Genomic DNA, 23,537 nt, shown 5'->3' with positions numbered 1-23,537 from the left:
CGGTCATCGACCATGTCTCTTAATCGATGACAGGCAAATTACAATCGCGGCTGCTCAAGCGCTCTTGGTCACGGAATCATAGGCCAGCAGCTTTTCCAGAAGCCGCGGCATGTCCTTCAGATGCACCATGTTGGGGCCATCCGACGGCGCGTTGTCCGGATCCTCATGCGTCTCGATGAAGAGGCCGGCGACGCCGACGGCGACGGCTGCGCGGGCGAGCGTCTCGACAAACTCGCGCTGTCCGCCCGACGAACCACCCTGCCCGCCCGGCTGCTGCACCGAGTGAGTCGCATCGAAGACGACGGGCGAGCCCATCGCGGCCATGATCGGCAGCGAGCGCATATCGGAGACGAGCGTGTTGTAGCCGAAGGAGGCGCCGCGCTCGCAAAGAAGTACGTTGGGGTTGCCGCTCTCGGTGAACTTCGCCAGCACGTTCTTCATGTCCCAGGGCGCGAGGAACTGGCCCTTCTTGACGTTGATGACGCGTCCGGTCTTTGCGGCTGCAACCAACAGGTCCGTCTGGCGGCTCAGGAAGGCCGGGATCTGCAGGATGTCGACCGTCGGCGCCACGAGCGCACACTGCTCTTCCGTATGGATATCGGTCAGGACCGGGAAGCCGAACTCTGTCTTGAGGTCCGCGAAAATCTCCATCGCCTTCTCAAGCCCGATGCCGCGTTTGCCGGAAATCGAAGTGCGGTTCGCCTTGTCGAAGGAAGACTTGTAGACGAGGCCGATGCCGAGCTTTCCGCAGAGCTCCTTCAGCGCGCCGGCGATCATGAAGGCGTGGTCGCGGCTCTCCATCTGGCAGGGCCCTGCGATCAGCGAGAAGCGCGCCTTCTGGGAGAAAAGCACGCGACCGTCACCCTCGCCGACCTGGACTTCGGAATTGGGGCTCATGCCCATCGCTTCACTCCTCGAAGACAAACAAAACATCTTGCCCAATGGCGTTCGCCACGACCCGGCGGTCGTGCTGGCGCAAGAACGGCACGTCATTAGCAGCAAGGCGGAAGCCTGTCACGCCAATTGCGCGGATACAGCCGGTCGTCGGGAACTTTCCCCTTGCGGAACACATGTGGAACAGATACAGTCTGTTCCGTATTTGTTTCACCTCAGAGGAACCCGATGCTCACGCGCAAACAGCAGGAACTGCTTCTCTTCATTCATGAGCGGATGAAGGAATCGGGTGTGCCGCCGTCCTTCGACGAGATGAAGGACGCCCTCGACCTCGCGTCCAAATCCGGAATTCACCGGCTGATCACGGCGCTGGAAGAGCGCGGTTTCATCCGTCGCCTGCCGAACCGGGCACGTGCACTTGAAGTTATCAAGCTGCCGGAGGCCTATAACAGCAGTCTGCAGCCGCGGCGGGGCTTCTCTCCGAGTGTCATCGAGGGCAGTCTTGGCAAGACAAAAGCTCCGCCAGCCGCCCCAGCCAGGGCTGCGGCCAATGACGAGAGTAGCAGCACCACGGTTCCCGTCATGGGCCGTATCGCAGCCGGCGTGCCAATCTCGGCCATCCAGAACAACACCCATGACATTGCGGTACCGGCGGAAATGCTCGGCAGCGGCGAGCATTATGCGCTGGAAGTAAAGGGCGACTCGATGATCGAGGCCGGTATCCTCGATGGCGACACGGTTATCATCCGCAACGGGCAGACCGCTGGCCCGGGTGATATCGTCGTGGCGCTGGTGGACGACGAGGAGGCGACGTTGAAGCGATTCCGCCGCCGTGGCGCCTCGATCGCGCTCGAAGCCGCGAACCCCGCTTATGAAACACGCATCCTGCCGGCCGAACGGGTGAAGGTTCAGGGCAAGCTGGTTGGGCTTATTCGGCGCTACCATTGATCAAATGCGTTACCGGTGCCGGAATCGCGGGATTGAACGCATCGCTGCGCCAGTCGTAGAGGCGGTGCTCTGTCCACGGGCGCCTCACGCCCCAGGTTGCTGCCTCTGCTTTCCATCCTGAAGCGCCGGCAGATTCGCGGAGCCGGATTTCAAGCGCGCCTGTCTTTCGCAGCCCATCGCCCGAAAGCAGCAGTGCGCCCGAGCGGCATTCGTGGAAACGAGCCCTGGGTGCAACGACAAGGTGGGCAAGGTCACAGCCGAGACCGGTCATACGCCAATCCTCGATTGTCACCACGTTGACCCTCTGCTCGGTCACCGCCGTGCACCATAGTTTTTTGCGGCAATGGAACCGTCCGGCGCGCGTTCCTGCTAGATGCAGGTCCCGCATCATCGCCTCCCGCATAACCGCCATCTGCGGCCCATCGATCTCCTGCCTCAGATCCGCCGGCGGCAAAGGCACCTCTCCGGCCGAGGAAATCTGCGGAGGGAGCGGAACATCAAGCAGATGAGCGCGCTGCCACTGATCGAAAATGAATGACGCCGGCTTGGCGCGATTGCTTGAAGGCGCCGACCCGAGAAGGACCACCAGCGTTGCGTCCTCCGACACAAGCACGTCAGGCGGCGGCTTGCGCTGCTCCTGAAAACTCAGAACGAAAGCGAACGCCAAAAGCGGCAGACCGATGAGCCGCAGACGTGTCCTCAGCAGGCAGAGCAGCAGAAAGCCTGCAGAGGAGATGATCAAAAACCAGGGATGCTGTCGGCCGACACCGACCTCGCCACCCCACGTGGCGACGTGCTTCGCGACGGCGATGACCGCGTCAAGGCCTCCTCCCATGAGCTTGAGGAACGGAGCCTCCAGCCCAAACGGCATCAGAAGCATCCCGATCAGCCCTACAGGCATCACCAGGAAGGAGATGATCGGCATCACCGCGAGATTGGCAGCAAGCCCATACCCTGCCAGGCGATGGAAGTGATCCATCGAGTATATCGCGGTTGAAACGCCTCCGATCAGCGACGTCACGAAGATGCCGGCGATGAAGTTCCAGCCCGCCTTCATTGGAGCCAGCCGTCCCCTGATCAGAACAGCAGGCTCCGGCTCCTCGCGGGAAACCCACTGGCTCCAGGCTGAGTAGCCGGCGACCAATGCGATGGTCGCGGCAAAGGACATCTGGAAGCTCGGTCCCATGACTTCGGAGGGCGAGACGGCGATGATGATGATGGCCGAGATTGCAACGTTGCGCAGACTGATCGCCGCCCGGTCGAAAAGGACCGCAACCAGCATAACGGACATCATGAGATATGCCCTTTCGGCCGAAACTGCGAAGCCCGAGATCAGGTAGTAGGCCGTCGCCATTAGAAGCGCGCCGAAGGCCGCGATCTTCTTGATCGGCCACGCCTGAGCAAAGCCGGTCAGCAGACCAAGACAGGTTCGCAATCCGACAAAGAATATCCCGGCGGCGAGCGCCATGTTGAGACCGGAGATTGCCACAATATGCGCGAGGCCCGATACACGGAGGGCCTCGGTTGTTTCCTTGGAAATAGCACGTCTCTCATCGGTGACAATCGCGGCCGCGAACGCCCCGGCATCTCCCGGGACGACTGCGCGAATTCGCTCCGCAATCTGCCCACGCAACGCAAATATGCGGGCCTCCAAATGGCTCGCCCAGCTTTCGCGGGGCGACAGCCGCTCCTCCAGGCTGGTCTGGATCCGCGCGGGCGCGCCATAGAAGAAGCCAACCGCTCCGATACGATCGAAGTAGGTGCTGAAGGCAAAGTCGTTCAGGCGGGGCAGCGCGGGTCCAGAAGGCGGCGAAAGCCTGGCGCGACCGGCAATCTTCTCTCCGGCCGCGAAGGGTTCGTGTTTCGACCGGACCAGTAGCACAACCCGCTCGGGCGGACGTTTCAACGCAGGATTTGCCGTCCCTGTGACCTCCAGAAAATACCGCCACCGGCCTTCCCCCGCTGCCTCGCGCCGTTGGACCTTCCCCGTCAGGTTGGTCGTCACCGGTCCATCGAGGATCACTGTCGCCGCCCGCCATGTCTCCACCTGCGCCAGGACGCCTCCCAAGAGAAACAGGATAGAGGCGAGCGCCATGGTAGGAACGCGTCCCACTCTCCGGTAGCTGATGATGCCAATCAAGCAGAGGACGAGCCACAGACCGAAGATCAGCGCTGCTGGCGGATCGGAAGGAACGGCAAACCAGGAGGCGGCACCCGCACCGATGAGAACGGGCACAAACAAGAAGGCATGTCCGTGGCTGACCTCCTCCTCCAGCAGCGCCCGAAAGCGGGCACCGGAGAACGTCTGTCTCGTTCCCCTACTCGCGTGAGGTCGCAACAACAGCCGTCGGCGAAGGGAGAGCGTGGGGGAACACCGTCGTGCTTCCTGATCCAAGATTGGCGCGAGCCGGTCCCTCCGGCAAGAAGAGGCCGCCTGCAACTCCGATCCGAGAAGAACGACATGCTCCTGCGGCATCTGCGGCAAGCTCCCGCCCCACGTCGAGAGCATGCAACCGGAAAGGCCAAAATGCAACCCGCGCCTGTGCCCAAAGCCGGGCCGCCGGAGGGGCTGCCTGGTGCTCGTGACTCTTCTTTAACCCCGTTTCAGGGCTTGGGAAAACTTGCTTTCTGCATTGCACAATTAGACATCAGCAGTGCTTGGCAGCAGCCACCGGATCATATAGCTACGTTGCTACGCTTAATTCTGTGGCGTTTTGATACGCTACGCCGCCAACAGGTTGGAGGATCACATGACCGACAGAAGCGCAAATCTGGTACTAGGTGATAAGAACGTCGATCTCAGTGTAAAATCTGGGACGATCGGACCGGACGTCATCGACATCGGCAGCCTCTACAAGCAGACCGGCGCCTTCACCTACGATCCGGGTTTCACTTCGACGGCCTCCTGCGAATCCAAGATTACCTTTATCGACGGTGACAACGGCATTCTCCTCCACCGCGGGTATCCCATCGAGCAGCTCGCCGAACACGGCGACTTCCTGGAAACCTGCTATCTGCTCCTTTACGGTGAACTGCCGACTGCGGCGCAGAAGAAGGACTTCGACTACCGCGTCACGCACCACACCATGGTGCACGAACAGATGACGCGCTTCTTCACCGGTTTTCGCCGTGACGCCCACCCGATGGCCGTCATGTGCGGCTGCGTCGGCGCCCTGTCCGCCTTCTATCACGACTCGACCGACATCACGGATCCGCACCAGCGCATGGTCGCTTCGCTGCGCATGATCGCGAAGATGCCGACGATCGCTGCAATGGCGTACAAGTACCATATTGGCCAGCCCTTCGTTTATCCAAAGAACGATCTCGATTACGCAGCGAACTTCCTTCACATGTGCTTCGCCGTCCCCTGTGAGGACTACAAGGTCAACCCGGTTCTCGCTCGGGCAATGGACCGCATCTTCATCCTGCATGCGGACCACGAGCAGAACGCGTCCACCTCGACCGTTCGCCTTGCCGGCTCTTCTGGCGCCAATCCGTTTGCATGCATCGCGGCTGGCATCGCCTGCCTCTGGGGTCCGGCCCACGGTGGCGCCAATGAGGCGGCGCTCAACATGCTCTCCGAGATCGGCACCGTTGACCGTATCCCCGAGTATATCGCCCGCGCCAAGGACAAGAATGACCCGTTCCGCCTGATGGGCTTTGGCCACCGCGTCTACAAGAACTACGACCCGCGCGCCAAGATCATGCAGAAGACAACGCACGAGGTCCTCGGAGAGCTCGGCCACAAGGACGACCCGCTGCTGCAGGTTGCCATGGAACTCGAACGGATCGCGCTCACGGACGAATACTTCATCGAGAAGAAGCTCTATCCGAACATCGACTTCTACTCGGGCATCACATTGAAGGCGATGGGCTTCCCGACCACGATGTTCACCGTTCTCTTTGCGCTCGCCCGGACAGTCGGCTGGATCGCACAGTGGGCAGAGATGATCGAAGACCCGCAGCAGCGCATCGGCCGCCCGCGCCAGCTCTACACCGGCGCGCCGCAGCGCGACTATACGCCCGTGTCGAAGCGATAATCACTAAGACCCACACGAAAAGCCCGGTATCAACCGGGCTTTTTTCGTTCCATGACTTCAAGAACAATTCCGGCGGCCGCTTCGCCGGGAGGGACTTGCGTCTGTAGACGCCCCCATGTGACGTCGTAGCCCTCCACCATTGCTCGCCGCTGCGCCGTATCCATCGACAGGCGCTCCGCCCAGCGGCACAGGCTACCGGGCCGCACCATCTCGTTGATGTATTCCGGAATGACCGGATAGTCGGCAATCAGGTTCGGCAGGGCAGCGCTCCAGATCTTGATGCGCTTGGACATCATCGTGATCAGCCAATCAGCCTTATAGGCCGATACGACCGGCACACCCGCCAATGCCAATTCGAGGATCACCGTGCCTGAGGCCGCAAGCGCCGCATCGGCTTCGGCAAACGCCGCCCATTTCTCTTCGGCAGAAACGCTGACATGCGGCTGCACCGGCAGGGACTTCACGATCTGGCGGACCAAGGTCTCCTGGCGCGGCACTGTCGGCAATACAAACCGTGTCGGGCCATTGCGTTCAACGAAGGCTGCCGCTGCCTGCCCGAAGATTGGCAGCAATTGCCGGATCTCTGCCGATCTGGATCCGGGAAGCAGCATGATCGTGCGGTGCTCTCCCGGCTGCTTGACCGACTGTTCCTTGCGCAATGCACGCACCTTCAGCACCGCAGGATCGCTTGTCAGGCGGTGGCCGATGAACGTCGTCGGCGGGCCGCCGAGGCGGTCCATCGTCGGCGGCTCGAAGGGCAAGATCCCCAGGACGTGGTCGATATAAGGCACCATCGCCCGCGCTCGGTACTCCTTCCACGCCCAAACGCTGGGGCAGACATAGTCGATGATCGGCAGATCGGGCAGCGCCGCCCTCACCCGCTTTGCAACCCGGTGGGTAAAATCGGGACTATCGACGATGACGAGGACATCCGGTCGCGCTGCGACGATCATCTCTGCCGTCTGCCGGATGCGACGCAGCAACTGCGGCAGGCGCTGGAGGACTTGGGTGACGCCCATGATGGAGAGTTCGGAGAAGTCGAAGAGCGACCGCAATCCTTGAGCCTGCAGTTCGTCCCCACCCACGCCGAGAAGCTCAACCGGGCCTGGATGAGCGGCCTTCAACGCGGCGGCGAGATCTCCCCCCAAGAGGTCGCCGGAAACCTCTCCGGCAACAATGGCAACCTTCAGTGCTTTTCCTGTCATCAAAGCCCTCGTCGAGGAAGCTTGAGATCAATCCCGCCAATAAAGAGCCCGGCGTTGTCGGCAGCCGCGACTACGGCTTGTTCGTCGAGCACCAGCGCCCGCCCGGCCTCAACGGCGATCCCTGCCAAACCGGCGCGTGCGGCGTTGGTAACAGTCGATATGCCGATGGCGGGCAAATCCGCCCGCATATCCTGCTGGGGCTTGCAGAGCTTGACCAGAACGCCGCGGCGGCGGCGCGAGATCCGTCCCTCACGACGCAAGGTCGCCACGCGTTCCAGCATGCGATCCGTTCCCTCGACCCCCTCCAAGGCAACGACCCGCCCGCCGACGCTGACGGCGCCCTGCCCGATGTCGAGTTCACCCAAAGCGAGCGCAGCCTTGATACCCTCCTCGATGTCGCGAAGATCGTCCGCCGATGGCGAGAGAGCCGTGAGGGCACCGGTGCGAGCCAGAAGGTCGGGAGCGATATCATGGGCCCCGACCACACGGCACCCCATGCCCTCGAACAAGCGGATCACCATCTGCAGAACCGTGTCATCACCGCCAGACAAAAGCGTCCGCACGACTGCCGGCACCCGCACGAACGTCTTCAGTGTCGGACGGATGTCGCGCCATTCCGGCCGGCGCCGAACGGCTCCTGACATGACAACCCGGCCAACCCGTTTTTCCCTCAGGAAGCGTTCGATCCCGGCGAGATCCCCAACACCCGTTCGCAGTGTCTCGAAGCTCTCAAAGCTCTGGTCCGCCTCGTTGGACAAAGCAACGATCACCGGCTCGTCGCCTGCGACACGGGCCGCCTGGGCGAGGTAGAGCGGCAATTGTCCCCATCCAGCGACAATCGCAAGTCGCCCCCTTGCTTCAGGTCCCGCAGGGCCGGGCACGGCGTCAGGCTTTGCCGCGGAAGGGAGAGGACAATGCACGATCGCTGTCGGCGGCGATGAAATCTAGGATCTCCACCACTTCCTTGCAGTCAGCATACTCCTCCCGAATTGCCGCAGCATTATTCCGGACATTGCCCTCGCCTTCGAAGATCTGCTTGAAGGCGCGGCGGACGCGGTGGATGGTAGCACGTTCAATGCCGGCGCGGGTCATGCCGACGACATTCAGGCCATTCAGAATGCCTGGGTTGCCATTCAGCATCCCATAAGGGATGACATCATAGTTTACGGCGGAGAGACCGCCGACGAAGGCGTTGCGCCCAATGCGGTTGAACTGATGGACGGCCGAACCACCCCCAAGAATGGCGTGATCGCCCACCTTCACATGGCCGGCAAGCATCACGTTGTTCGACATGATGATCCCGTTGCCCAGAATGCAGTCGTGCGCGACGTGAGAATTTGCCAGCAGGAGACAGTTGTCACCAACAACGGTCTTACCGCCGCCGCCAACCGTACCGCAGTTGATGGTCACTCCCTCTCGCATGGTGCAGTTCTCGCCAATGGTGAGGGTGGAATCTTCACCTGCTTCGTGCAGGCTCTGCGACACACCTCCGATGACTGCCATCGGAAAAATACGCGAGCCGCGACCGATTTCGGTCTTCCCGCTGACGACGGCATGGGAGATGAGGTGTACATCATCCTTCAAAACAACGTGCGAACCGACCGTGCAGAAGGGGCCGATCGAGACGTTTTCGCCGATCACGGCGCCATCATCGACGACGGCCATGGGATGAATGCGAGCACTCGCGGCAATCCGAGTCATGCGCCTTCCTTGCGGCGAATCATGGCGCCGATGTCGGCCTCGGCGACAAGTGCCCCATCGACCATCGCTTCGCAATGGAACTTCCAGATGTTCCCACGCTGTTTCTGCTTCCTGACGTGAAATTCGACACGATCACCGGGAACGACAGGCTTGCGGAAGCGGGCGTTGTCAATGGTCATGAAATAAACCAGATTGCCGCCCTCGCCTTCCTTGCGCGCGCATATGGCGCCTGCAGTCTGCGCCATGCCCTCCACAAGCAGAACGCCAGGCATGATGGGCTGGTCGGGGAAATGGCCGGTGAAATGCGGTTCATTGGCCGTGACGTTTTTTATTCCGATAGCCGAATCATCACCGTCGATCTCGATAATCCGGTCCACCAGAAGGAACGGATACCGGTGCGGCAGCAGTTTCATGATCTCGAGGATATCGGCGGCACCGAGCGTCTTGCCCGTTTCTTCATTCATTCTTGTCTCCTTTACGCCTGGACCGCTCATCCGAGCGCGAAAGTGCTTCCGCCACATCGCGCAGAAAGTCCTTCAAGGGCCTTGCGGGAATGCCGCCAAAGCGCGCACCTGCCGGCACGTCAGCGATAACACCGCTCATCGCAGCGATCTGAGCACCGTCTCCGATGGTGATGTGGCCATTGACGCCTGAAGCACCGCCGATCATCACACCGTCGCCGATGGTGGTGGAACCGGCAATGCCGACCCCGCTGACGATGCCACAGTGACGTCCGATGCGAACGTTGTGGCCGACCTGAACGAGGTTGTCGATCTTGGTTCCCTCGCCGATCACCGTATCGTCCATGGTGCCGCGATCAATCGTGGTATTGGCACCAATCTCCACGTTGTCCTGGATGATAACCCGACCGACCTGAACGACCTTGAGCATGCCGCGTGGTCCAGGTGCATAGCCGAAGCCGTCCTGGCCAACGCGGGCACCGTTGTGGATGATGACGCCATTGCCGAGGAACGCCGCCAGCACGGTCGCACCGGGTGCAATGGTGCACCCGCGACCGATCTTCACATCTGCCCCGATGACGGCACCAGCGCCGATCCGAGTGCCGGAACCGATCTCGGCCCTTGCTCCCACAACCGCCATCGGCTCCACCTCAACGTCCTGCTCTAGCCTCGCCGTGGGATCAACATGCGAGGCTGGATGAACACCTGCCAGATCAGAGACGACCGGCGCGGGGCGCATAGCGTTCGGATGCAGAAGGGCACCGGCAATGGCAAAAGCCGTTTCCGGCTTAGGAGATAGCAGCACCGGTATATGGTCTGGAACCAGGGGCCTTATGGCGCCTTCGCAGATAATCGCCGACGCCCGACAGGTTGAAAGGTCCCCGCGGGACTTGCGCGAGCGGAGATAGCAGATTTGCCCTTCCACCGCACGCGCGACGGGCGCGACCGATCGGATCCGACGGTCACCTGCCGAATCATCAAGGAGATCAGCCCCGAGATGAGATGCCAACTCGCGCAGGCTGATCCCATCATGGGGCGGAAAGAATTGGTTGAACTCCATCAGGTCAAACAACTCCAGAACAGATTTTGACCGCAGTTCTGGCCGGTAAGGATCAGAACTGGTTCGCCATGCTGAACCGGAACTGCTGCTCCTCGTCGAAGTCTTCCTTGACCACCGGAACCGCATAGTCCACTCGGAGCGAGCCGAACGGCGAGGCCCACTGGATACCTGCACCCACCGATGCGCGCAACGACATGTCGGTGCCCTGCACCCCTTCGCCGCGCAGGTTCACGTCGTTGCCGTAGAGCGTTCCGGCATCGGCAAAGAATGCTCCGCGAAGACCGAAATCCTCAGGGAAGGCGGGCATTGGGAACGTCACTTCGGCAGACGCGGTGAAGTAGGTCGTGCCACCGATCGAATCGCCATTGTCCATACGCGGACCAATGCCGTTGTTCTCAAAGCCGCGAATCTGTCGGCCGCCGATCGTGAATTGATCGAAGACGTTCAGATCGTCGCCGGTTCCGACGACGTGGCCGGCACCCACAGCCACGGAACCAATGATATCGGCTTCATCCGAAAGCAGATGGAAGTAGCGGGCGCGACCGTAGATCTTGTAGAACTCGGAGTCACCGCCAAGCCCGGCAAACTCGTGGGTGACGGAGGCATAGATGCCTTCGCGTGCCAGCGTGTTGCTGTCGAGCGTGTTGTAGGTGAGCGTCTGCGAAACGGAAGACTGGACGAACTCGCCCTCACGGATCAGCGCCTCATAAGGCTCAGAGAGATTATCCCCCTGATCCCAGTCGCCGTCTCCATCGTACTCCAGTTTCTTGTACGTGTAGCGGAACGTCGTCGCCAGATCCTCGGTGATCGGCGCCGTCACGCGCAGGGTGATACCTTGCTCGGAATAATCGTAATAATCTTCCGAAGATGTCTTGCTCTTGAACAGGTCAAACCCTGCCGCAAGACGATAGCCGAGGAAGTAGGGTTCGGTGAAGGACAGCGAATAGCTGCGCGCATCATCAAGCCCGCCACCGACTGCGACACGGATGAACTGACCGCGACCAAGGAAGTTCTTCTCTTCGATCGAGGCTTCCAAGATCAGTCCGTCGCCACCTGGAGAATAACCGGCGCCGATGCCGAAGGCGCCAGTCGGCTGGTCTTCCACATCCACGACAACAACCACGCGATCCGGCGCCGAACCTGGCGAGGTCGAGATGTTGACGGTCGTGAAATAGCCAAGAGCCTCGAGGCGACGCTTCGCCCGGGTAATCATCGTCTGATTGAAGGCGTCGCCTTCGCTGAAGTCGAACTCGCGGCGGATGACGTAATCGCGTGTGCGGGTGTTTCCGCGAACTTCGATCCGCTCCACATAGGCACGCTCGCCCTGATCGACAAGATAGGAGACACCGATGGTCTGGGTGCCGAAATTGCGATCGCCACGCGGGGTAACGCGTGCGAACGGATAACCCGCAGACGCCACGCGCTGCGAGATGGCCTCCATCGACTTCTGAACCTCAGCCGCGTCGTAGGTATCGCCGGTGCGGGTCCGCACCAACCCTTGAAGGTCTTGGGAGTCCACACCTTCCACGGTCGACTCAACCACAACATCGCCGAAACGGTAGCGCGGGCCTTCTTCCACTGTGAACGTGATGTTGTACTGGTTCGTCGACTCGTCGAGTACCGCCTCGGACGAGATGATGCGGAAATCGGGGTAGCCGTGATTGTAGTAGAACTGGCGCAGAGCGTCTTCGTCGGCCCGCAGCTTGTCGGGGTTGTAGACGTCCTTGCGGGTCAGGAAGGACAGCGGGCCGGATTCCTTCGTCAGGATCACAGACTGAAGGCGGCCATCGCCATAGGCCTGGTTGCCGACGAAATTGATGTTGGAGATCTTGGTGCGGTCACCTTCGTTGATGACAAAAGCGAGGTTCACGCGACCCTGTCCGACCGGAACGACCTGAGTCGTCACCTCGATGTCGCTGCGGCCGATGGCGGAATACGCCTCTCGCAAGCGCTCGATATCGGCATTGACCAGTTCCTGACTATACGGCCCAAGCGGGCGGGTCTGAACGACCTCTGCAAGCTTGTCATCCTTGATCTTGCGATTGCCGTTGAAGACGACCTGGTTGACGAGTTGGTTCTCGCTAACCGTGACAACAAGGGTACTGCCGGAAACCGCGATGCGGACGTCGGAGAAGTAACCTGTGGAATAGAGCCGCTTCACGGACTCGTCGATATCAACGTTGGTAAAGCTCACGCCGGGACGGATTGTGAGGTTTGCCCGCACAGCTTCTTCGCCGGCACGCTCTGCGCCGCGAACCTGAACATTACGGACAACAGCGGCTTCCGCGACGGATGCCGAAGCGAGAACCGAGACGCCGGCGCCTGAAGCAACAACACTAGCAGACAGCGCAAACGCTGACACTGCGTTCAGAAACCTTGAACCAGCCTTCATTTCAATTCTTACCTTTTCCCGTTGTCCCTCGGCGGGTGGTGCCCGAGTCCGGCCACACGTGTGTCGTTTTACCTGCTTTTACCCTACAAGCAAGGCATGGCGTTAAATTCTGTTTACTTCAGATGGAGGCGTGGCAGCAGGGCCACGCCAAGTTCAAATTACGGTAAACAAACAGTTTTAATCAAATTCAGCCCATCCACCGGCCAAAGGTGTCGTTCCAGGTGGCGAAGACCATCAGGGTGAGGATCATCGCCAGCCCGAACCGGAAGACGACTTCCTGCACACGCGGGCTGAGAGGTCGCCCTCTCACCGCCTCCAGGGCGTACATAAGCAGGTGTCCGCCATCAAGGACAGGGATCGGAAACAGGTTCATGAGGCCGAGCGAGACGGAAATCACTGCCGCGAAGTTCAGGAGCGCAGCAAAACCAAGCGTGGCCATCTGCCCCGTGGTTTCGGCGATGCGGATGGGTCCCCCGATCTGGTCTGCGCTCATTCGGCCGGTAAAGATGTTGCCAAGATAGTTGAACGTCCCAGTGATGATGTGGCCGGTCTCGCGAAAACCCTCGGCAATTGCCCCAAGAGGCGAGTAGCTTTCCAGACGGAAATTTCCCCTTTCGGCATTGGTCACGATGCCGATCTGCCCCAGTTCAATCTTGTTGCCGAACTGATCGGTGATTTCCGTCCGTTCCGGCACCATCGAGAGATCGATCTCCCGACCGTCACGCTCGACCGTAACGACAATCTGCGTCTGGGGTCGGACGGCGACGTAGCGGCGCACCTCGTCAAAGGTCCGGATCTTCTCGCCGTCCAACGCGACAAGGAGATCTCCCGGCTGCACGCCCGCTTCGGCAGCGGCGCTTTCGGGCCGAACCTCTGCCACGACCGGATCCGAGATCATCTTGCCGTAGGTAGAAAAGAGAACGGCAAATATCGCGATCGCAAGGATAAAATTGGCGATAGGTCCCGCGGCGACGGTAGCGGCGCGTTTCCAGAGGCGCGCTCCCGCGAGCGTTTGAGCACGTTCCGCCTCGCTCAAGCCTGCCAGGTCGGCGGATGCGGGCGTACTTGCCGCATCCTCGTCACCAAAGAATTTTACATAGCCTCCAAGCGGAATCGCCGACAACTTCCAACGTGTACCGTGGCTGTCGGTATGGCCCACTAGCTCAGGACCAAACCCCACCGAGAAGGCCGTTACCCTTATTCCGCACCAGCGCCCGACGAGGTAGTGGCCCATCTCGTGGATGAAGACCAGCACCGACAAGACGATAATGAAGGGTATGATGTAGCCCGTCAGTAGTCCGATGATCGCCATAAGGTTCCGTCCAGTCGTTCATTCCACCCGGCAAGGGCAGCCGTTAAAGGCCAAACAGGAACTCGGCCACGGTAAGATCAAGATGGCCCCTTAGGGAGCCTGAGGCAAGCGTTAGCAGGAACAGGACAAAACACGCAACGACCAGCCCGTCGACCCGGTCCATGACGCCACCATGTCCAGGAATCAATTGACTGGAGTCCTTTGCTCCAAAGCGCCTCTTGATGAAGGATTCGAATAGGTCACCCATCTGACTGGCCACAGAAAGGACCAGTGACAAGAGGACGATCCACAGCGTCAGTTGCCCGAAGAACGTCAGGGTGAGAGCCGAGCCAGCGAGAACAGCCGAGATGGCCCCTCCAATGGCTCCCGACCAGGTCTTACCGGGGGATATCCGAGGAGCGAGTTTCGGCCCCTTCAATGCCCGGCCTACGAAGTAAGCCAGGATATCGGTGGCCCATACCACAGCGAAAACGAAGAGGATGGCGGCAAACCCCGGCATGCCCCCTTCCCTGATCGCGGCGAACGAGACCCCGCTCAAGCCCGCGTAAGCGAAACCACCGGGAAGCCACCAACTGCCTCCGCCGATCATCACCACCAAGAGGATCGTGACGGCGAAGCCACCCACGATAGGCATGTTCATGTCGGGATCGCCGAAGGCGACATTTGCCGCCAACAGGATCACCGCAACCCAGGCGAAGAGGTTCCCGGTGAAGTTTCTTTCGTTCAGCCCGGTAATCGTCGACCATTCGAAGTAGATCAGCAGCGCAATTGCAGCCGCCAGCATCTGGAACGGCATGCCGCCAAGCCATGTCGCCATCAGAACGACGGCTGCCAACACGATCCCAGACAAGACTCTCTGCTTGAGCTCCGCACTCATCAGCCGACCACCGCAGTCGTCATCTGCGACAGCGCGCCGAATCGGCGTTCGCGCGAGGCAAAAACGCGGAGCGCCTCGTACAACTGCTGACGTCCAAAATCCGGCCAATAGCAAGGCAGGAAGACGAGCTCCGAATAGGCAGCCTGCCACAGCAGGAAATTTGACAGCCGTTCTTCACCACTCGTGCGAATGATGAGATCCGGATCGGGAAAGTCGGCGGTATCCAGGTGGCGGCTGATCAGGTCGGCATCAACTTCTGCAGGTTTGAGCCGCCCTGCCTCGACATCCTCTGCAATCCGGGCGACGGCGCGGGCGATCTCGTTACGGGAGCCATAATTGAAGGCGATGACCAGGGTCATCGCGGTATTGTTGCGCGTGGTTTCCTCAGCCTCGAGCAGCAACGGGAGAATGTCACCGCGCAGGTTCTGGCGCTCACCGATGATTCGGATGCGGATGTTCTCCCGGTGCAGATCCGCAAGGTCGCGGCGGATGAACCGACGCAGGAGGCCGAGCAAATCCTCCACCTCGCTTGCGGGGCGGCTCCAGTTTTCCGAAGAGAAGGCGAACAAGGTGAGATATTTTATCCCAGCCTCGCCAGCAGCCTTCACCGTCTCGCGAACCGCCTCCACACCCTTGTTATGGCCGAAGGTACGCGGAAGTCCCCGCTGGTTGGCCCAGCGTCCATTGCCGTCCATGATGATGGCGACATGTTCAGGGATGACGGGAAGATCGAGGCTGATCATCGTTTTTCCATTTCAGGCGGGGCGCACCAGCGGAAACTTGTACCCTAAACCTGCATGATTTCTTTTTCTTTGTCCGCCAGCAAGCGGTCGACGTCCGAGATGGTATCGTCGGTCATCTTCTGGACCTTGTCCGAAAGAGAACGTCCTTCGTCCTGACCGATGTCCCCATCCTTTTCGGCCTTTTTCAGGCTGTCCATGCCGTCGCGGCGGACGTGGCGGATAGCGACCTTCGCCTTCTCCGCATAATCGTGAGCCACCTTGACGAGGGACTTGCGGCGTTCCTCGTTCAACTCGGGCAGCGGGATACGCAGGTTCTGCCCATCAACGATCGGGTTGAGGCCGAGGTTTGACTCGCGAATCGCCCGCTCCACGGCGCTCACCATCGATTTGTCCCAGATGGAAACGCCGAGCATGCGCGGTTCTGGCACCGTGATGTTGGCCACCTGGTTCAGCGGCACGCGCGAACCGTAGGCTTCAACAGTCACCGGATCGAGAATATTGGCGGACGCGCGACCTGTGCGCAGCGAGGCGATGTCGCTCTTGAAGGCATTGACTGCGCCGTCCATGCGACGCTTGATGTCGTTGAGATCCGTTGATCCGCTCATCCGTCTACTCCGTCTTGCATAATCAGGCGTTGGAGCCTGTTCAGTTGTCAGAAACGATGGTCTTGCGACCGCCACCGGTCAAGATCGCGGCAAATCCGTTCTTCTCGTGGATCGAAAAGACGATGATAGGGATCGAATTTTCCCGTGCCAGTGCGACGGCCGCCACATCCATCACCGCGAGACCCTTCTCCAGCACTTCGCCATGAGTCAGTTGCTCGAAGCGGGTCGCGGTCGGGTCCTTTTTCGGATCGGCCGAATAGATACCATCCACCTGCGTTCCCTTGAAGATCGCTTCCGCACCGATCTCGGCAGCACGCAGCGCTGCGGCCGAGTCGGTGGTGAAGAACGGGTTGCCGGTGCCGCCGGCGAAAATTACCACCCTTCCCTGTTCGAGATGATGGAGTGTGCGAAGCTGGGTGAAGCTCTCGCAGATCTCAGGCATGGCGATCGCGGAAAGCACCACCGTGTCAATGTCGAGCTTGCGCAGCGAAGTTGCCAGCGCCAGCGCGTTGATCACCGTCGCCAGCATGCCCATGTGATCACCGGTCACGCGATCGCCGCCCTTGGAGGCCACTGCCACGCCGCGAAAGATGTTGCCGCCGCCGACAACGACACCGACCTCGACGCCCATGGCCCTCGCCTCGGCGATATCGGAAGCAATACGGTCTGCAACTGCCACATCGATCCCGAATCCCTGGCTCCCCATCAAAGCTTCACCGGAGGCTTTGAGAAGGACTCGCTTGTAGATGGGTTGGGGGGACATGGTTACTCCTGACTGTCAATCGGGTTGCGGATACACGAAGGGCACCGCGTTGTCACGCGGTGCCCTTGCGCTTTTGCCGGGAATAGTGCGGCGACAATCAGCCCTTGGCGGCAGCTGCAACTTCTGCAGCGAAGTCTGATTCTTCCTTCTCGATGCCCTCGCCGAGCAGGAGCCGGGCCATGCCGGTCACTTCGATGGGCGCGCCGACCTGTTTTTCGGCTTCCTTGATCGCCGCGCCGACCGTCAGGTCGGGATTGATCACGAATGCCTGCGACAGAAGCGCAACTTCCTCGAAGAACTTGCGCATGCGACCTTCGACCATCTTCTCGATGATGTTCTCCGGCTTGCGCGATTCGCGTGACTGCTCGATGAACACGTTGCGCTCGCGCTCGGCAACGGCTGCATCGACTTCTTCCGCTCGGATTGCAAGCGGCGCAGTCGCTGCAACATGCATCGCCACCTGACGGCCAAGGGTCGCAAGAGCTTCCTTGTTACCGGTGGACTTCAATGCAACGAGAACGCCGAGCTTGCCGAGGTTGTCAGCAGCCGCATTGTGGATGTAGGTAGCCACGACGCCGTCTTCGACCGACAGCAGCGCCGAGCGACGCAGGCTCATGTTCTCGCCGATCGTAGCGATAGCATCCTTGATCGTATCGCTGACAGGCTTGCCCGAAGCCGGGAAGATTGCCGCGCTGACGGCGTCGACCGTACCGTCGGTGGAAAGAGCAACCTGCGCTACACCACGAACCAGGTCCTGGAAGGCATCGTTGCGAGCAACGAAGTCGGTCTCGGAGTTGACTTCCACGACAACGGCCTTGGTGCCGGAGCTGGCAATGCCAATCAGACCTTCGGCTGCCGTACGGCCGGACTTCTTGTCAGCCTTGGCAATGCCCTTGGCGCGCAGCCAGTCAATCGCGGCTTCCATGTCGCCGTTGTTCTCAGCAAGCGCCTTCTTGCAATCCATCATGCCTGCGCCGGACTTTTCGCGCAGTTCCTTCACCATTGCGGCTGTGATTTCGGTCATTGTGTGCCTCTTGTTTTCAAGATCGCCTCAGCCGGGAAAACATCGACGAAGGCAGCGTTGGGGACGAATGTACCCGGGAATATGACAGGGTAATGAAGACCCTTCTCGGGGAGGCTGGCCTCGACCCGGAGGATGAAAGGCGGCGCTGGCGCCGCCTTTCGGATGGATCAGGCCTGGGCCTGGGCCTCTGGCTCGGAATCGCCTTCGAGAGCAGGCTCGACCGGCGTTTCAGCCGATGCGCCGAGATCGCGGCCGGATGCTCCCTGTTGGCGCGCAATGCCGTCGATGGCAGCGCGTGCGATCAGGTCGCAGTAGAGAGCGATGGCGCGCGAGGCGTCGTCGTTGCCCGGGATCGGGTAGTCGATCAGGTCCGGATCGCAATTGGAGTCGATGATGGCCACGACCGGGATGCCCAGGCGCTTGGCTTCATCGATGGCGATCTTTTCCTTGTTCGTGTCGATGATGAACATCAGGTCCGGCGTGCCGCCCATGTCGCGGATACCGCCGAGAGCCTTTTCGAGCTTCTCGCGCTCGCGCTCAAGGTTCAGACGCTCCTTCTTGGTGAAGCCCGAAGCCTCCGAAGCCAGGATCTCGTCGAGCTTGCGCAGGCGCTGGATCGAGTTGGAGATGGTCTTCCAGTTCGTCATCATGCCGCCGAGCCAGCGAGAATTGACGTAGTACTGGGCGGAGCGCTTCGCGCTGTCAGCGATCAGTTCAGACGCCTGACGCTTGGTGCCGACGAACAGAACGCGGCCGCCACGGGCAACGGTGTCCGAGATCACCTGCAGGGCGCGCGACAGCATCGGCACGGTCTGTGCAAGGTCGATGATGTGGATGTTGGAACGATCGCCGAAGATGTACGGCTTCATCTTCGGGTTCCAGCGGTGTGTCTGGTGGCCGAAGTGAACACCAGCTTCCAGAAGCTGGCGCATGCTGAAATCAGGCAATGCCATGCCTTTTTCTCCTTTTCCGGTTGAACCTCCGCAAGGCGAACAGCACCCTCGTCGAGAATGCCACCGGCGGAACAATCCGGATTTCTCCCGGACAATCCCATGCCTTACGTGTGGAATGGCCGTGCCCATACAGCCGATACTGCCAAAAGGCAAGGGCACGGCCATGAATTGTCAGATCGCGGTCGGCCGGAGGGAATTCAATCCGTTCCCGCCGCCAGATGCTTCATTTCCACCAGAACAGAATCCTGGTCGTTCGCGCCAACGCGATGGATGTCGTTGATCACGAACCTACCGTCTTCCGTCACCACATCGAAATGGACCTCGTTGACGCTTTCCTGCAGTTCCGGCTGATCGAGGCAGCGCCAGAGCTTGAACGTGACTCTCACCCTGGTGAAGCCACGCTCCGCCGGATCGGCCTTTATCTGGACGTCTTCGAGTGGGCAACCATCCTGGGATGCCGTCACGACATCATAGCCGAACGGGTCTCCGGGCCCGCCGTCGTCGGTCTCGTAAGCCGGACGCTTGGACGCTTCGGCATATGCTGCTTGAAACGTGCGGCTGAACAGTTGTTGCAGCGGCTGAGGATCGAAAATATAGCTCCACTGGCTCTCGACGCTGCTCCAATTGCGAAGGGTGACATCCATCACCTCCTTCACTGGATCGGTGGCGTCGGCCGCAAAGGCTGTACTGGCGGCAAGGCTGATGGTTGCAGCGAGGGTAATGATGCGCATGGCATGTCCGTAGACTCGAATGTCGTGCAGATTATCCGAGACGGCCGGGTTGGCAACATTCATAGCGCCGCGCATGGCAGCACACAAACGACGACCACAACCAGTGTATGGCTTTGCGTCGCAAGCGGTCGGTGCTATAGGCCAGCCCATTCATGTCTCCAAAATGTCGGAACGGCCGTTCCGGCCAGCGCTCGAAGAGGAATCCATGCAAAAGATCAAGGTAGCCAATCCGGTCGTCGATCTCGATGGCGACGAGATGACCCGCATCATCTGGCAGTTCATCAAGGAAAAGCTGATCCTGCCCTACCTCGATCTGGAGATCGAATACTACGACCTCTCGGTCCAGAATCGCGATGCAACGAGCGACCAGGTCACGGTTGATGCGGCTCACGCGATCAAGAAGCACGGCGTCGGCATCAAGTGCGCGACGATCACTCCGGATGAAGGTCGGGTCGAGGAATTCGGCCTGAAGAAGATGTGGAAGAGCCCGAATGGCACGATCCGCAACATCCTCGGCGGCGTCATCTTCCGTGAGCCGATCATCATGAAGAACGTCCCGCGCCTCGTTCCCGGCTGGACGCAGCCGATCATCGTCGGCCGCCACGCCTTCGGCGACCAATACCGCGCAACCGACTTCAAGTTTCCCGGGAAGGGCAAGCTGACGATCAAGTTCGTTGGCGACGACGGCCAGACGATCGAGCACGACGTCTTCGACGCACCCTCCTCCGGCGTCGCGATGGCGATGTACAACCTCGATGATTCGATCCGGGACTTCGCCCGCGCATCGCTCAACTACGCCCTGCAGCGCGGCGTACCTTGCTATCTCTCCACGAAGAATACGATCCTCAAGGTTTACGACGGGCGCTTCAAGGACATCTTCCAGGAGGTCTACGACGCCGAGTTCAAGGAACAGTACGAAGCGAAGAAGATCTGGTACGAGCATCGCCTGATCGACGACATGGTGGCTGCCGCTCTCAAATGGTCCGGCGGCTATGTCTGGGCCTGCAAGAACTACGACGGCGACGTCCAGTCCGACATCGTCGCCCAGGGCTTCGGCTCGCTCGGCCTGATGACCTCGGTTCTGATGACGCCGGACGGCAAGACCGTCGAGGCCGAAGCTGCGCATGGCACGGTGACGCGCCACTACCGGCAGCACCAGAAAGGCCAGGAAACCTCGACGAACTCCATCGCCTCGATCTTCGCCTGGACCCGCGGTCTCGCCCACCGCGCCAAGCTGGACGACAATGCCGATCTCGCAGAGTTCGCCTCCACCCTCGAGCGTGTCTGCATCGAGACGGTGGAGTCAGGTTTCATGACAAAGGACCTTGCCCTCCTTATCGGCCCCGATCAGCCGTGGCTCTCCACGACGGCCTTCCTCGACAAGATCGACGAGAACCTCAAGAAGACCATGGCTGCGTAATCATATCTGCAGATCCCAAGAGGTGTGACGGCGGGACAAGTTCCCGCCGTCTTCTTTTTTCTAGACGGCCGCGTTGTTTTCTGGCGACTTCCACCCTAGAACATAGAGTGAACGGAGGAAGACAGCATGTCGGACGAAGTCATTCTCTATACCAATCCCATGTCGCGCGGGCGGATTGCTCGCTGGATGCTTGAAGAGGTTGGGGTCCGGTATCGCCGGGAGGTGCTGAGCTTCGGCGGAACGATGAAGAGCGGCGATTACCTTCGCCTCAATCCAATGGGCAAGGTTCCAACCTTGGTACACGGCGATAGCATCGTCACGGAAGGCGCAGCCATCTGCGCCTATCTGGCGGATGCCTTCCCGCAGGCGGGGCTTGCGCCGCCGCAAAGGGAACGGGCCGCTTATTATCGCTGGCTCTTCTTCGCAGCCGGCCCGCTCGAGGCTGCCGTGAGCAACCGCGCGCTCGGCTTCCACGTCCCCGAAGATCGGCGCGCGATGATTGGGTACGGCAGCTACGACGAAGTACTGGCGACTCTTGAAGGTGCGCTTAGCGATCAGAGCTTCATCGCAGGCAGCAGCTTTACCGCGGCCGACGTTTATGTCGGTTCGCACCTGATGTGGGGCATGCAGTTCGGCTCAATCGAGAAGCGCCCGGCGTTCGAGGCCTATGTGGCGCATCTGCACGACCGGCCGGCTCATCTGCGGGCGACCGAACTGGACGACGCGGATATGCAGGAACTTCAAGCCGGCCAGGAGCCCTGAGGGTCAGGCTGCCAAACCTGGCGCTTCGTAGCCTGTCCGCTCGACATATTCGCGGTAGCCGCCGTCATAGCGATGGACGCCATCTGACGAAATCTCCAGAACACGGTTGGAGAGCTCGGACAGGAAGTGTCGGTCGTGGCTAACGAAGAGCATGGTGCCTTCGTACTCGGACAGCGCCTTGATCAGCATTTCCTTGGTGTCGAGGTCGAGGTGGTTTGTCGGTTCGTCGAGGACAAGGAAGTTCGGCGGGTCGAAGAGCATAGCAGCCATGACCAGACGCGCCTTTTCACCACCCGACAGGACACGGCACTTCTTTTCCACGTCGTCGCCGGAAAAGCCGAAGCAGCCGGCGAGCGTGCGCAGGGCCCCCTGCCCGGCCCTTGGAAACTCCGACTCCAGCCATTCGAAGACGGTCTGGTCGCCATCCAACAAATCCATGGCGTGCTGCGCGAAATAGCCCATCTTGACGCTGGCGCCGATCGCAACAGTGCCTTGATCCGGCTCCGCCGATCCCGCGATCAGCTTCAGAAGCGTCGACTTCCCCGCACCGTTCACGCCCATGATGCACCAGCGTTCCTTGCGTCGAATGGAGAAGTCGAGACCCTCATAGATCGTCCGGCTACCGTAGGCCTTGTGCACGCCCTTGAGGCTCGCTACGTCCTCGCCGGAACGCGGCGCCGGCTGAAACTCGAACGTGACCGACTGGCGCCGGCGCGGCGGCTCCACCCTCTCGATCTTGTCGAGCTTCTTGACGCGGCTCTGCACCTGCGCCGCGTGGCTGGCGCGCGCCTTGAAACGCTCGATGAACTTGATCTCCTTGGCGAGCATCGCCTGTTGGCGCTCGAATTGTGCCTGCTGCTGTTTTTCGTTCTGTGCCCGCTGCTGTTCGTAGAAGCCGTAGTCCCCGGCATAGGTGTTCAGCGAGCCGGCATCGATCTCGATGATCTTGTTGACGATGCGGTTCATGAACTCGCGGTCGTGCGAGGTCATCAGCAGCGCGCCGTCGTAGGTCTTCAGGAACTGCTCCAGCCAGATCAGGCTCTCCAGGTCGAGGTGGTTGGACGGCTCGTCGAGCAGCATCACGTCCGGGCGCATCAGAAGAATGCGAGCGAGTGCCACGCGCATCTTCCAGCCGCCGGACAGCTTGCCGACGTCGCCGTCCATCATCTCTTCGCTGAAGGAGAGACCGGCAAGAACTTCCCGGGCGCGGCTTTCCAGCCCGTAGCCGTCCAGCTCCTCGTAGCGGGCTTGGACCTCACCATATCTCTCAATGATCTGATCCATCTCGTCCATGCGGTCCGGATCGACCATGGCAGCCTCCAGCCCCCGCAGTTCGGCAGCCACCGTGCTGACCGGCCCGGCGCCATTCATGACTTCGGTCACCGCGCTGACACCGGACATTTCACCGACGTCCTGGTTGAAATAGCCAATGGTGACATGCTTCTCGACGCCCACCTGGCCCTCGTCAGGAGCATCCTGACCGGTGATCATGCGAAACAGCGTCGTCTTGCCCGCTCCATTTGGCCCCACAAGGCCGATCTTCTCACCGCGGTTGAGAGCGGCCGAAGCTTCGATATAGAGGATGCGGTGACTGTTGGACTTGCTGATGTTTTCGATGCGGATCATGACGGGCACTTCGTGGTGAG

Annotated in this window: 21 protein-coding genes; 4 read left to right on the top strand and 17 right to left on the bottom strand. The window is 60.5% G+C overall.

All coding sequences use genetic code 11. The features are described 5' to 3' along the window. Nucleotides 1-54: 54 nt before the first annotated feature. Nucleotides 55-897, bottom strand: a complete 843-nt coding sequence (kdsA, locus tag LXM96_RS18140; protein WP_394801993.1) for a 3-deoxy-8-phosphooctulonate synthase — start codon at nt 895-897, stop codon at nt 55-57. A gap of 225 nt (nt 898-1,122) precedes the next feature. Between kdsA and lexA the strand changes: the two genes are divergently transcribed. After that, nucleotides 1,123-1,842, top strand: coding sequence for a transcriptional repressor LexA (lexA, locus tag LXM96_RS18135; RefSeq protein WP_239999971.1), 720 nt, complete (start codon nt 1,123-1,125; stop codon nt 1,840-1,842). Here the strand turns inward: lexA and LXM96_RS18130 are convergent. Then, nucleotides 1,823-4,318 (bottom strand): ComEC/Rec2 family competence protein, encoded by a 2,496-nt coding sequence (locus tag LXM96_RS18130; protein ID WP_449619160.1) that lies wholly within the window; start codon nt 4,316-4,318, stop codon nt 1,823-1,825. The genes lexA and LXM96_RS18130 overlap by 20 nt on opposite strands. A 274-nt stretch (nt 4,319-4,592) precedes the next feature. On the opposite strand from LXM96_RS18130, the gene gltA reads away from it, so the two are divergent. Further along, complete coding sequence (gene gltA, locus LXM96_RS18125) at nt 4,593-5,882, top strand: citrate synthase (protein ID WP_239999970.1); 1,290 nt, start codon at nt 4,593-4,595, stop codon at nt 5,880-5,882. A gap of 29 nt (nt 5,883-5,911) precedes the next feature. On the opposite strand, the gene lpxB is transcribed toward gltA, so the two are convergent. The 14 genes from lpxB to LXM96_RS18055 all read right to left on the bottom strand — a co-directional run bounded on the left by lpxB (nt 5,912) and on the right by LXM96_RS18055 (nt 19,772). Further along, nucleotides 5,912-7,087, bottom strand: a complete 1,176-nt coding sequence (gene lpxB, locus LXM96_RS18120) for a lipid-A-disaccharide synthase (protein ID WP_239999969.1) — start codon at nt 7,085-7,087, stop codon at nt 5,912-5,914. Continuing rightward, nucleotides 7,087-7,968, bottom strand: coding sequence for an LpxI family protein (locus LXM96_RS18115; RefSeq protein WP_239999968.1), 882 nt, complete (start codon nt 7,966-7,968; stop codon nt 7,087-7,089). Before LXM96_RS18115 ends, lpxB begins: the two co-directional genes overlap by 1 nt. A gap of 4 nt (nt 7,969-7,972) precedes the next feature. Next, nucleotides 7,973-8,788, bottom strand: a complete 816-nt coding sequence (gene lpxA / locus LXM96_RS18110) for an acyl-ACP--UDP-N-acetylglucosamine O-acyltransferase (protein WP_239999967.1) — start codon at nt 8,786-8,788, stop codon at nt 7,973-7,975. Continuing rightward, on the bottom strand, nt 8,785-9,252 hold the full coding sequence (fabZ, locus tag LXM96_RS18105) for a 3-hydroxyacyl-ACP dehydratase FabZ (protein ID WP_239999966.1): 468 nt from the start codon (nt 9,250-9,252) through the stop codon (nt 8,785-8,787). Before fabZ ends, lpxA begins: the two co-directional genes overlap by 4 nt. Then, on the bottom strand, nt 9,245-10,309 hold the full coding sequence (lpxD, locus tag LXM96_RS18100) for a UDP-3-O-(3-hydroxymyristoyl)glucosamine N-acyltransferase (protein ID WP_239999965.1): 1,065 nt from the start codon (nt 10,307-10,309) through the stop codon (nt 9,245-9,247). The genes fabZ and lpxD overlap by 8 nt, the downstream gene beginning before the upstream one ends. 52 nt (nt 10,310-10,361) lie before the next feature. Then, a complete protein-coding gene (gene bamA / locus LXM96_RS18095; protein ID WP_239999964.1) occupies nt 10,362-12,701 on the bottom strand; it encodes an outer membrane protein assembly factor BamA in 2,340 nt (779 codons plus the stop codon). 187 nt (nt 12,702-12,888) lie between these two features. Beyond that, on the bottom strand, nt 12,889-14,013 hold the full coding sequence (gene rseP, locus LXM96_RS18090; protein ID WP_239999963.1) for an RIP metalloprotease RseP: 1,125 nt from the start codon (nt 14,011-14,013) through the stop codon (nt 12,889-12,891). A gap of 43 nt (nt 14,014-14,056) precedes the next feature. Continuing rightward, nucleotides 14,057-14,890 carry a phosphatidate cytidylyltransferase gene (locus LXM96_RS18085; protein ID WP_317208271.1) on the bottom strand — a complete coding sequence of 278 codons (834 nt, stop codon included), beginning with the start codon at nt 14,888-14,890 and terminating at the stop codon, nt 14,057-14,059. After that, entirely contained in the window at nt 14,890-15,633 is a 744-nt protein-coding gene (locus LXM96_RS18080) for an isoprenyl transferase (RefSeq protein ID WP_239999961.1), read from the bottom strand. Before LXM96_RS18080 ends, LXM96_RS18085 begins: the two co-directional genes overlap by 1 nt. 44 nt (nt 15,634-15,677) lie before the next feature. Beyond that, nucleotides 15,678-16,238, bottom strand: a complete 561-nt coding sequence (frr, locus tag LXM96_RS18075) for a ribosome recycling factor (RefSeq protein ID WP_239999960.1) — start codon at nt 16,236-16,238, stop codon at nt 15,678-15,680. A gap of 40 nt (nt 16,239-16,278) precedes the next feature. Further along, nucleotides 16,279-17,001 carry a UMP kinase gene (gene pyrH / locus LXM96_RS18070; protein WP_239999959.1) on the bottom strand — a complete coding sequence of 241 codons (723 nt, stop codon included), beginning with the start codon at nt 16,999-17,001 and terminating at the stop codon, nt 16,279-16,281. Between the two features lie 97 nt (nt 17,002-17,098). Further along, nucleotides 17,099-18,025, bottom strand: coding sequence for a translation elongation factor Ts (gene tsf, locus LXM96_RS18065; RefSeq protein ID WP_239999958.1), 927 nt, complete (start codon nt 18,023-18,025; stop codon nt 17,099-17,101). 167 nt (nt 18,026-18,192) lie between these two features. After that, nucleotides 18,193-18,978 carry a 30S ribosomal protein S2 gene (gene rpsB / locus LXM96_RS18060; RefSeq protein ID WP_239999957.1) on the bottom strand — a complete coding sequence of 262 codons (786 nt, stop codon included), beginning with the start codon at nt 18,976-18,978 and terminating at the stop codon, nt 18,193-18,195. 197 nt (nt 18,979-19,175) lie between these two features. Beyond that, complete coding sequence (locus LXM96_RS18055; RefSeq protein ID WP_239999956.1) at nt 19,176-19,772, bottom strand: hypothetical protein; 597 nt, start codon at nt 19,770-19,772, stop codon at nt 19,176-19,178. Between the two features lie 142 nt (nt 19,773-19,914). Here LXM96_RS18055 and LXM96_RS18050 point away from each other — a divergent pair, with 142 nt between their 5' ends. Both LXM96_RS18050 and LXM96_RS18045 read left to right on the top strand, forming a co-directional pair. After that, nucleotides 19,915-21,129 carry an NADP-dependent isocitrate dehydrogenase gene (locus LXM96_RS18050; RefSeq protein ID WP_239999955.1) on the top strand — a complete coding sequence of 405 codons (1,215 nt, stop codon included), beginning with the start codon at nt 19,915-19,917 and terminating at the stop codon, nt 21,127-21,129. A 126-nt stretch (nt 21,130-21,255) separates the two neighbouring features. Further along, nucleotides 21,256-21,891, top strand: a complete 636-nt coding sequence (locus LXM96_RS18045; protein WP_239999954.1) for a glutathione S-transferase family protein — start codon at nt 21,256-21,258, stop codon at nt 21,889-21,891. Nucleotides 21,892-21,894: 3 nt separating this feature from the next. On the opposite strand, the gene LXM96_RS18040 is transcribed toward LXM96_RS18045, so the two are convergent. Further along, nucleotides 21,895-23,517 (bottom strand): ABC-F family ATP-binding cassette domain-containing protein, encoded by a 1,623-nt coding sequence (locus tag LXM96_RS18040; RefSeq protein ID WP_239999953.1) that lies wholly within the window; start codon nt 23,515-23,517, stop codon nt 21,895-21,897. Nucleotides 23,518-23,537: the final 20 nt, after the last annotated feature.

It is taken from the genome of Rhizobium halophilum (assembly GCF_021648825.1).
In the GTDB taxonomy this organism is placed as follows: Bacteria; Pseudomonadota; Alphaproteobacteria; order Rhizobiales; family Rhizobiaceae; genus Neorhizobium; species Neorhizobium halophilum.
The sequence above is the reverse complement of the archived record's forward strand: the minus strand, read 5'-3'. Positions and strand labels throughout refer to the sequence as shown.

Bases quoted from the DNA above. Each gene is read 5' to 3' on its own strand.
- kdsA (WP_394801993.1), bottom strand. From the start codon at position 897: ATGAGCCCCAATTCCGAAGTCCAGGTCGGCGAGGGTGACGGTCGCGTG.
- lexA (WP_239999971.1), top strand. From the start codon at position 1,123: ATGCTCACGCGCAAACAGCAGGAACTGCTTCTCTTCATTCATGAGCGG.
- LXM96_RS18130 (WP_449619160.1), bottom strand. From the start codon at position 4,318: ATGCCGCAGGAGCATGTCGTTCTTCTCGGATCGGAGTTGCAGGCGGCC.
- gltA (WP_239999970.1), top strand. From the start codon at position 4,593: ATGACCGACAGAAGCGCAAATCTGGTACTAGGTGATAAGAACGTCGAT.
- lpxB (WP_239999969.1), bottom strand. From the start codon at position 7,087: ATGACAGGAAAAGCACTGAAGGTTGCCATTGTTGCCGGAGAGGTTTCC.
- lpxA (WP_239999967.1), bottom strand. From the start codon at position 8,788: ATGACTCGGATTGCCGCGAGTGCTCGCATTCATCCCATGGCCGTCGTC.
- fabZ (WP_239999966.1), bottom strand. From the start codon at position 9,252: ATGAATGAAGAAACGGGCAAGACGCTCGGTGCCGCCGATATCCTCGAG.
- lpxD (WP_239999965.1), bottom strand. From the start codon at position 10,309: ATGGAGTTCAACCAATTCTTTCCGCCCCATGATGGGATCAGCCTGCGC.
- bamA (WP_239999964.1), bottom strand. From the start codon at position 12,701: ATGAAGGCTGGTTCAAGGTTTCTGAACGCAGTGTCAGCGTTTGCGCTG.
- rseP (WP_239999963.1), bottom strand. From the start codon at position 14,013: ATGGCGATCATCGGACTACTGACGGGCTACATCATACCCTTCATTATC.
- LXM96_RS18085 (WP_317208271.1), bottom strand. From the start codon at position 14,890: ATGAGTGCGGAGCTCAAGCAGAGAGTCTTGTCTGGGATCGTGTTGGCA.
- LXM96_RS18080 (WP_239999961.1), bottom strand. From the start codon at position 15,633: ATGATCAGCCTCGATCTTCCCGTCATCCCTGAACATGTCGCCATCATC.
- frr (WP_239999960.1), bottom strand. From the start codon at position 16,238: ATGAGCGGATCAACGGATCTCAACGACATCAAGCGTCGCATGGACGGC.
- pyrH (WP_239999959.1), bottom strand. From the start codon at position 17,001: ATGTCCCCCCAACCCATCTACAAGCGAGTCCTTCTCAAAGCCTCCGGT.
- tsf (WP_239999958.1), bottom strand. From the start codon at position 18,025: ATGACCGAAATCACAGCCGCAATGGTGAAGGAACTGCGCGAAAAGTCC.
- rpsB (WP_239999957.1), bottom strand. From the start codon at position 18,978: ATGGCATTGCCTGATTTCAGCATGCGCCAGCTTCTGGAAGCTGGTGTT.
- LXM96_RS18055 (WP_239999956.1), bottom strand. From the start codon at position 19,772: ATGAATGTTGCCAACCCGGCCGTCTCGGATAATCTGCACGACATTCGA.
- LXM96_RS18050 (WP_239999955.1), top strand. From the start codon at position 19,915: ATGCAAAAGATCAAGGTAGCCAATCCGGTCGTCGATCTCGATGGCGAC.
- LXM96_RS18045 (WP_239999954.1), top strand. From the start codon at position 21,256: ATGTCGGACGAAGTCATTCTCTATACCAATCCCATGTCGCGCGGGCGG.
- LXM96_RS18040 (WP_239999953.1), bottom strand. From the start codon at position 23,517: ATGATCCGCATCGAAAACATCAGCAAGTCCAACAGTCACCGCATCCTC.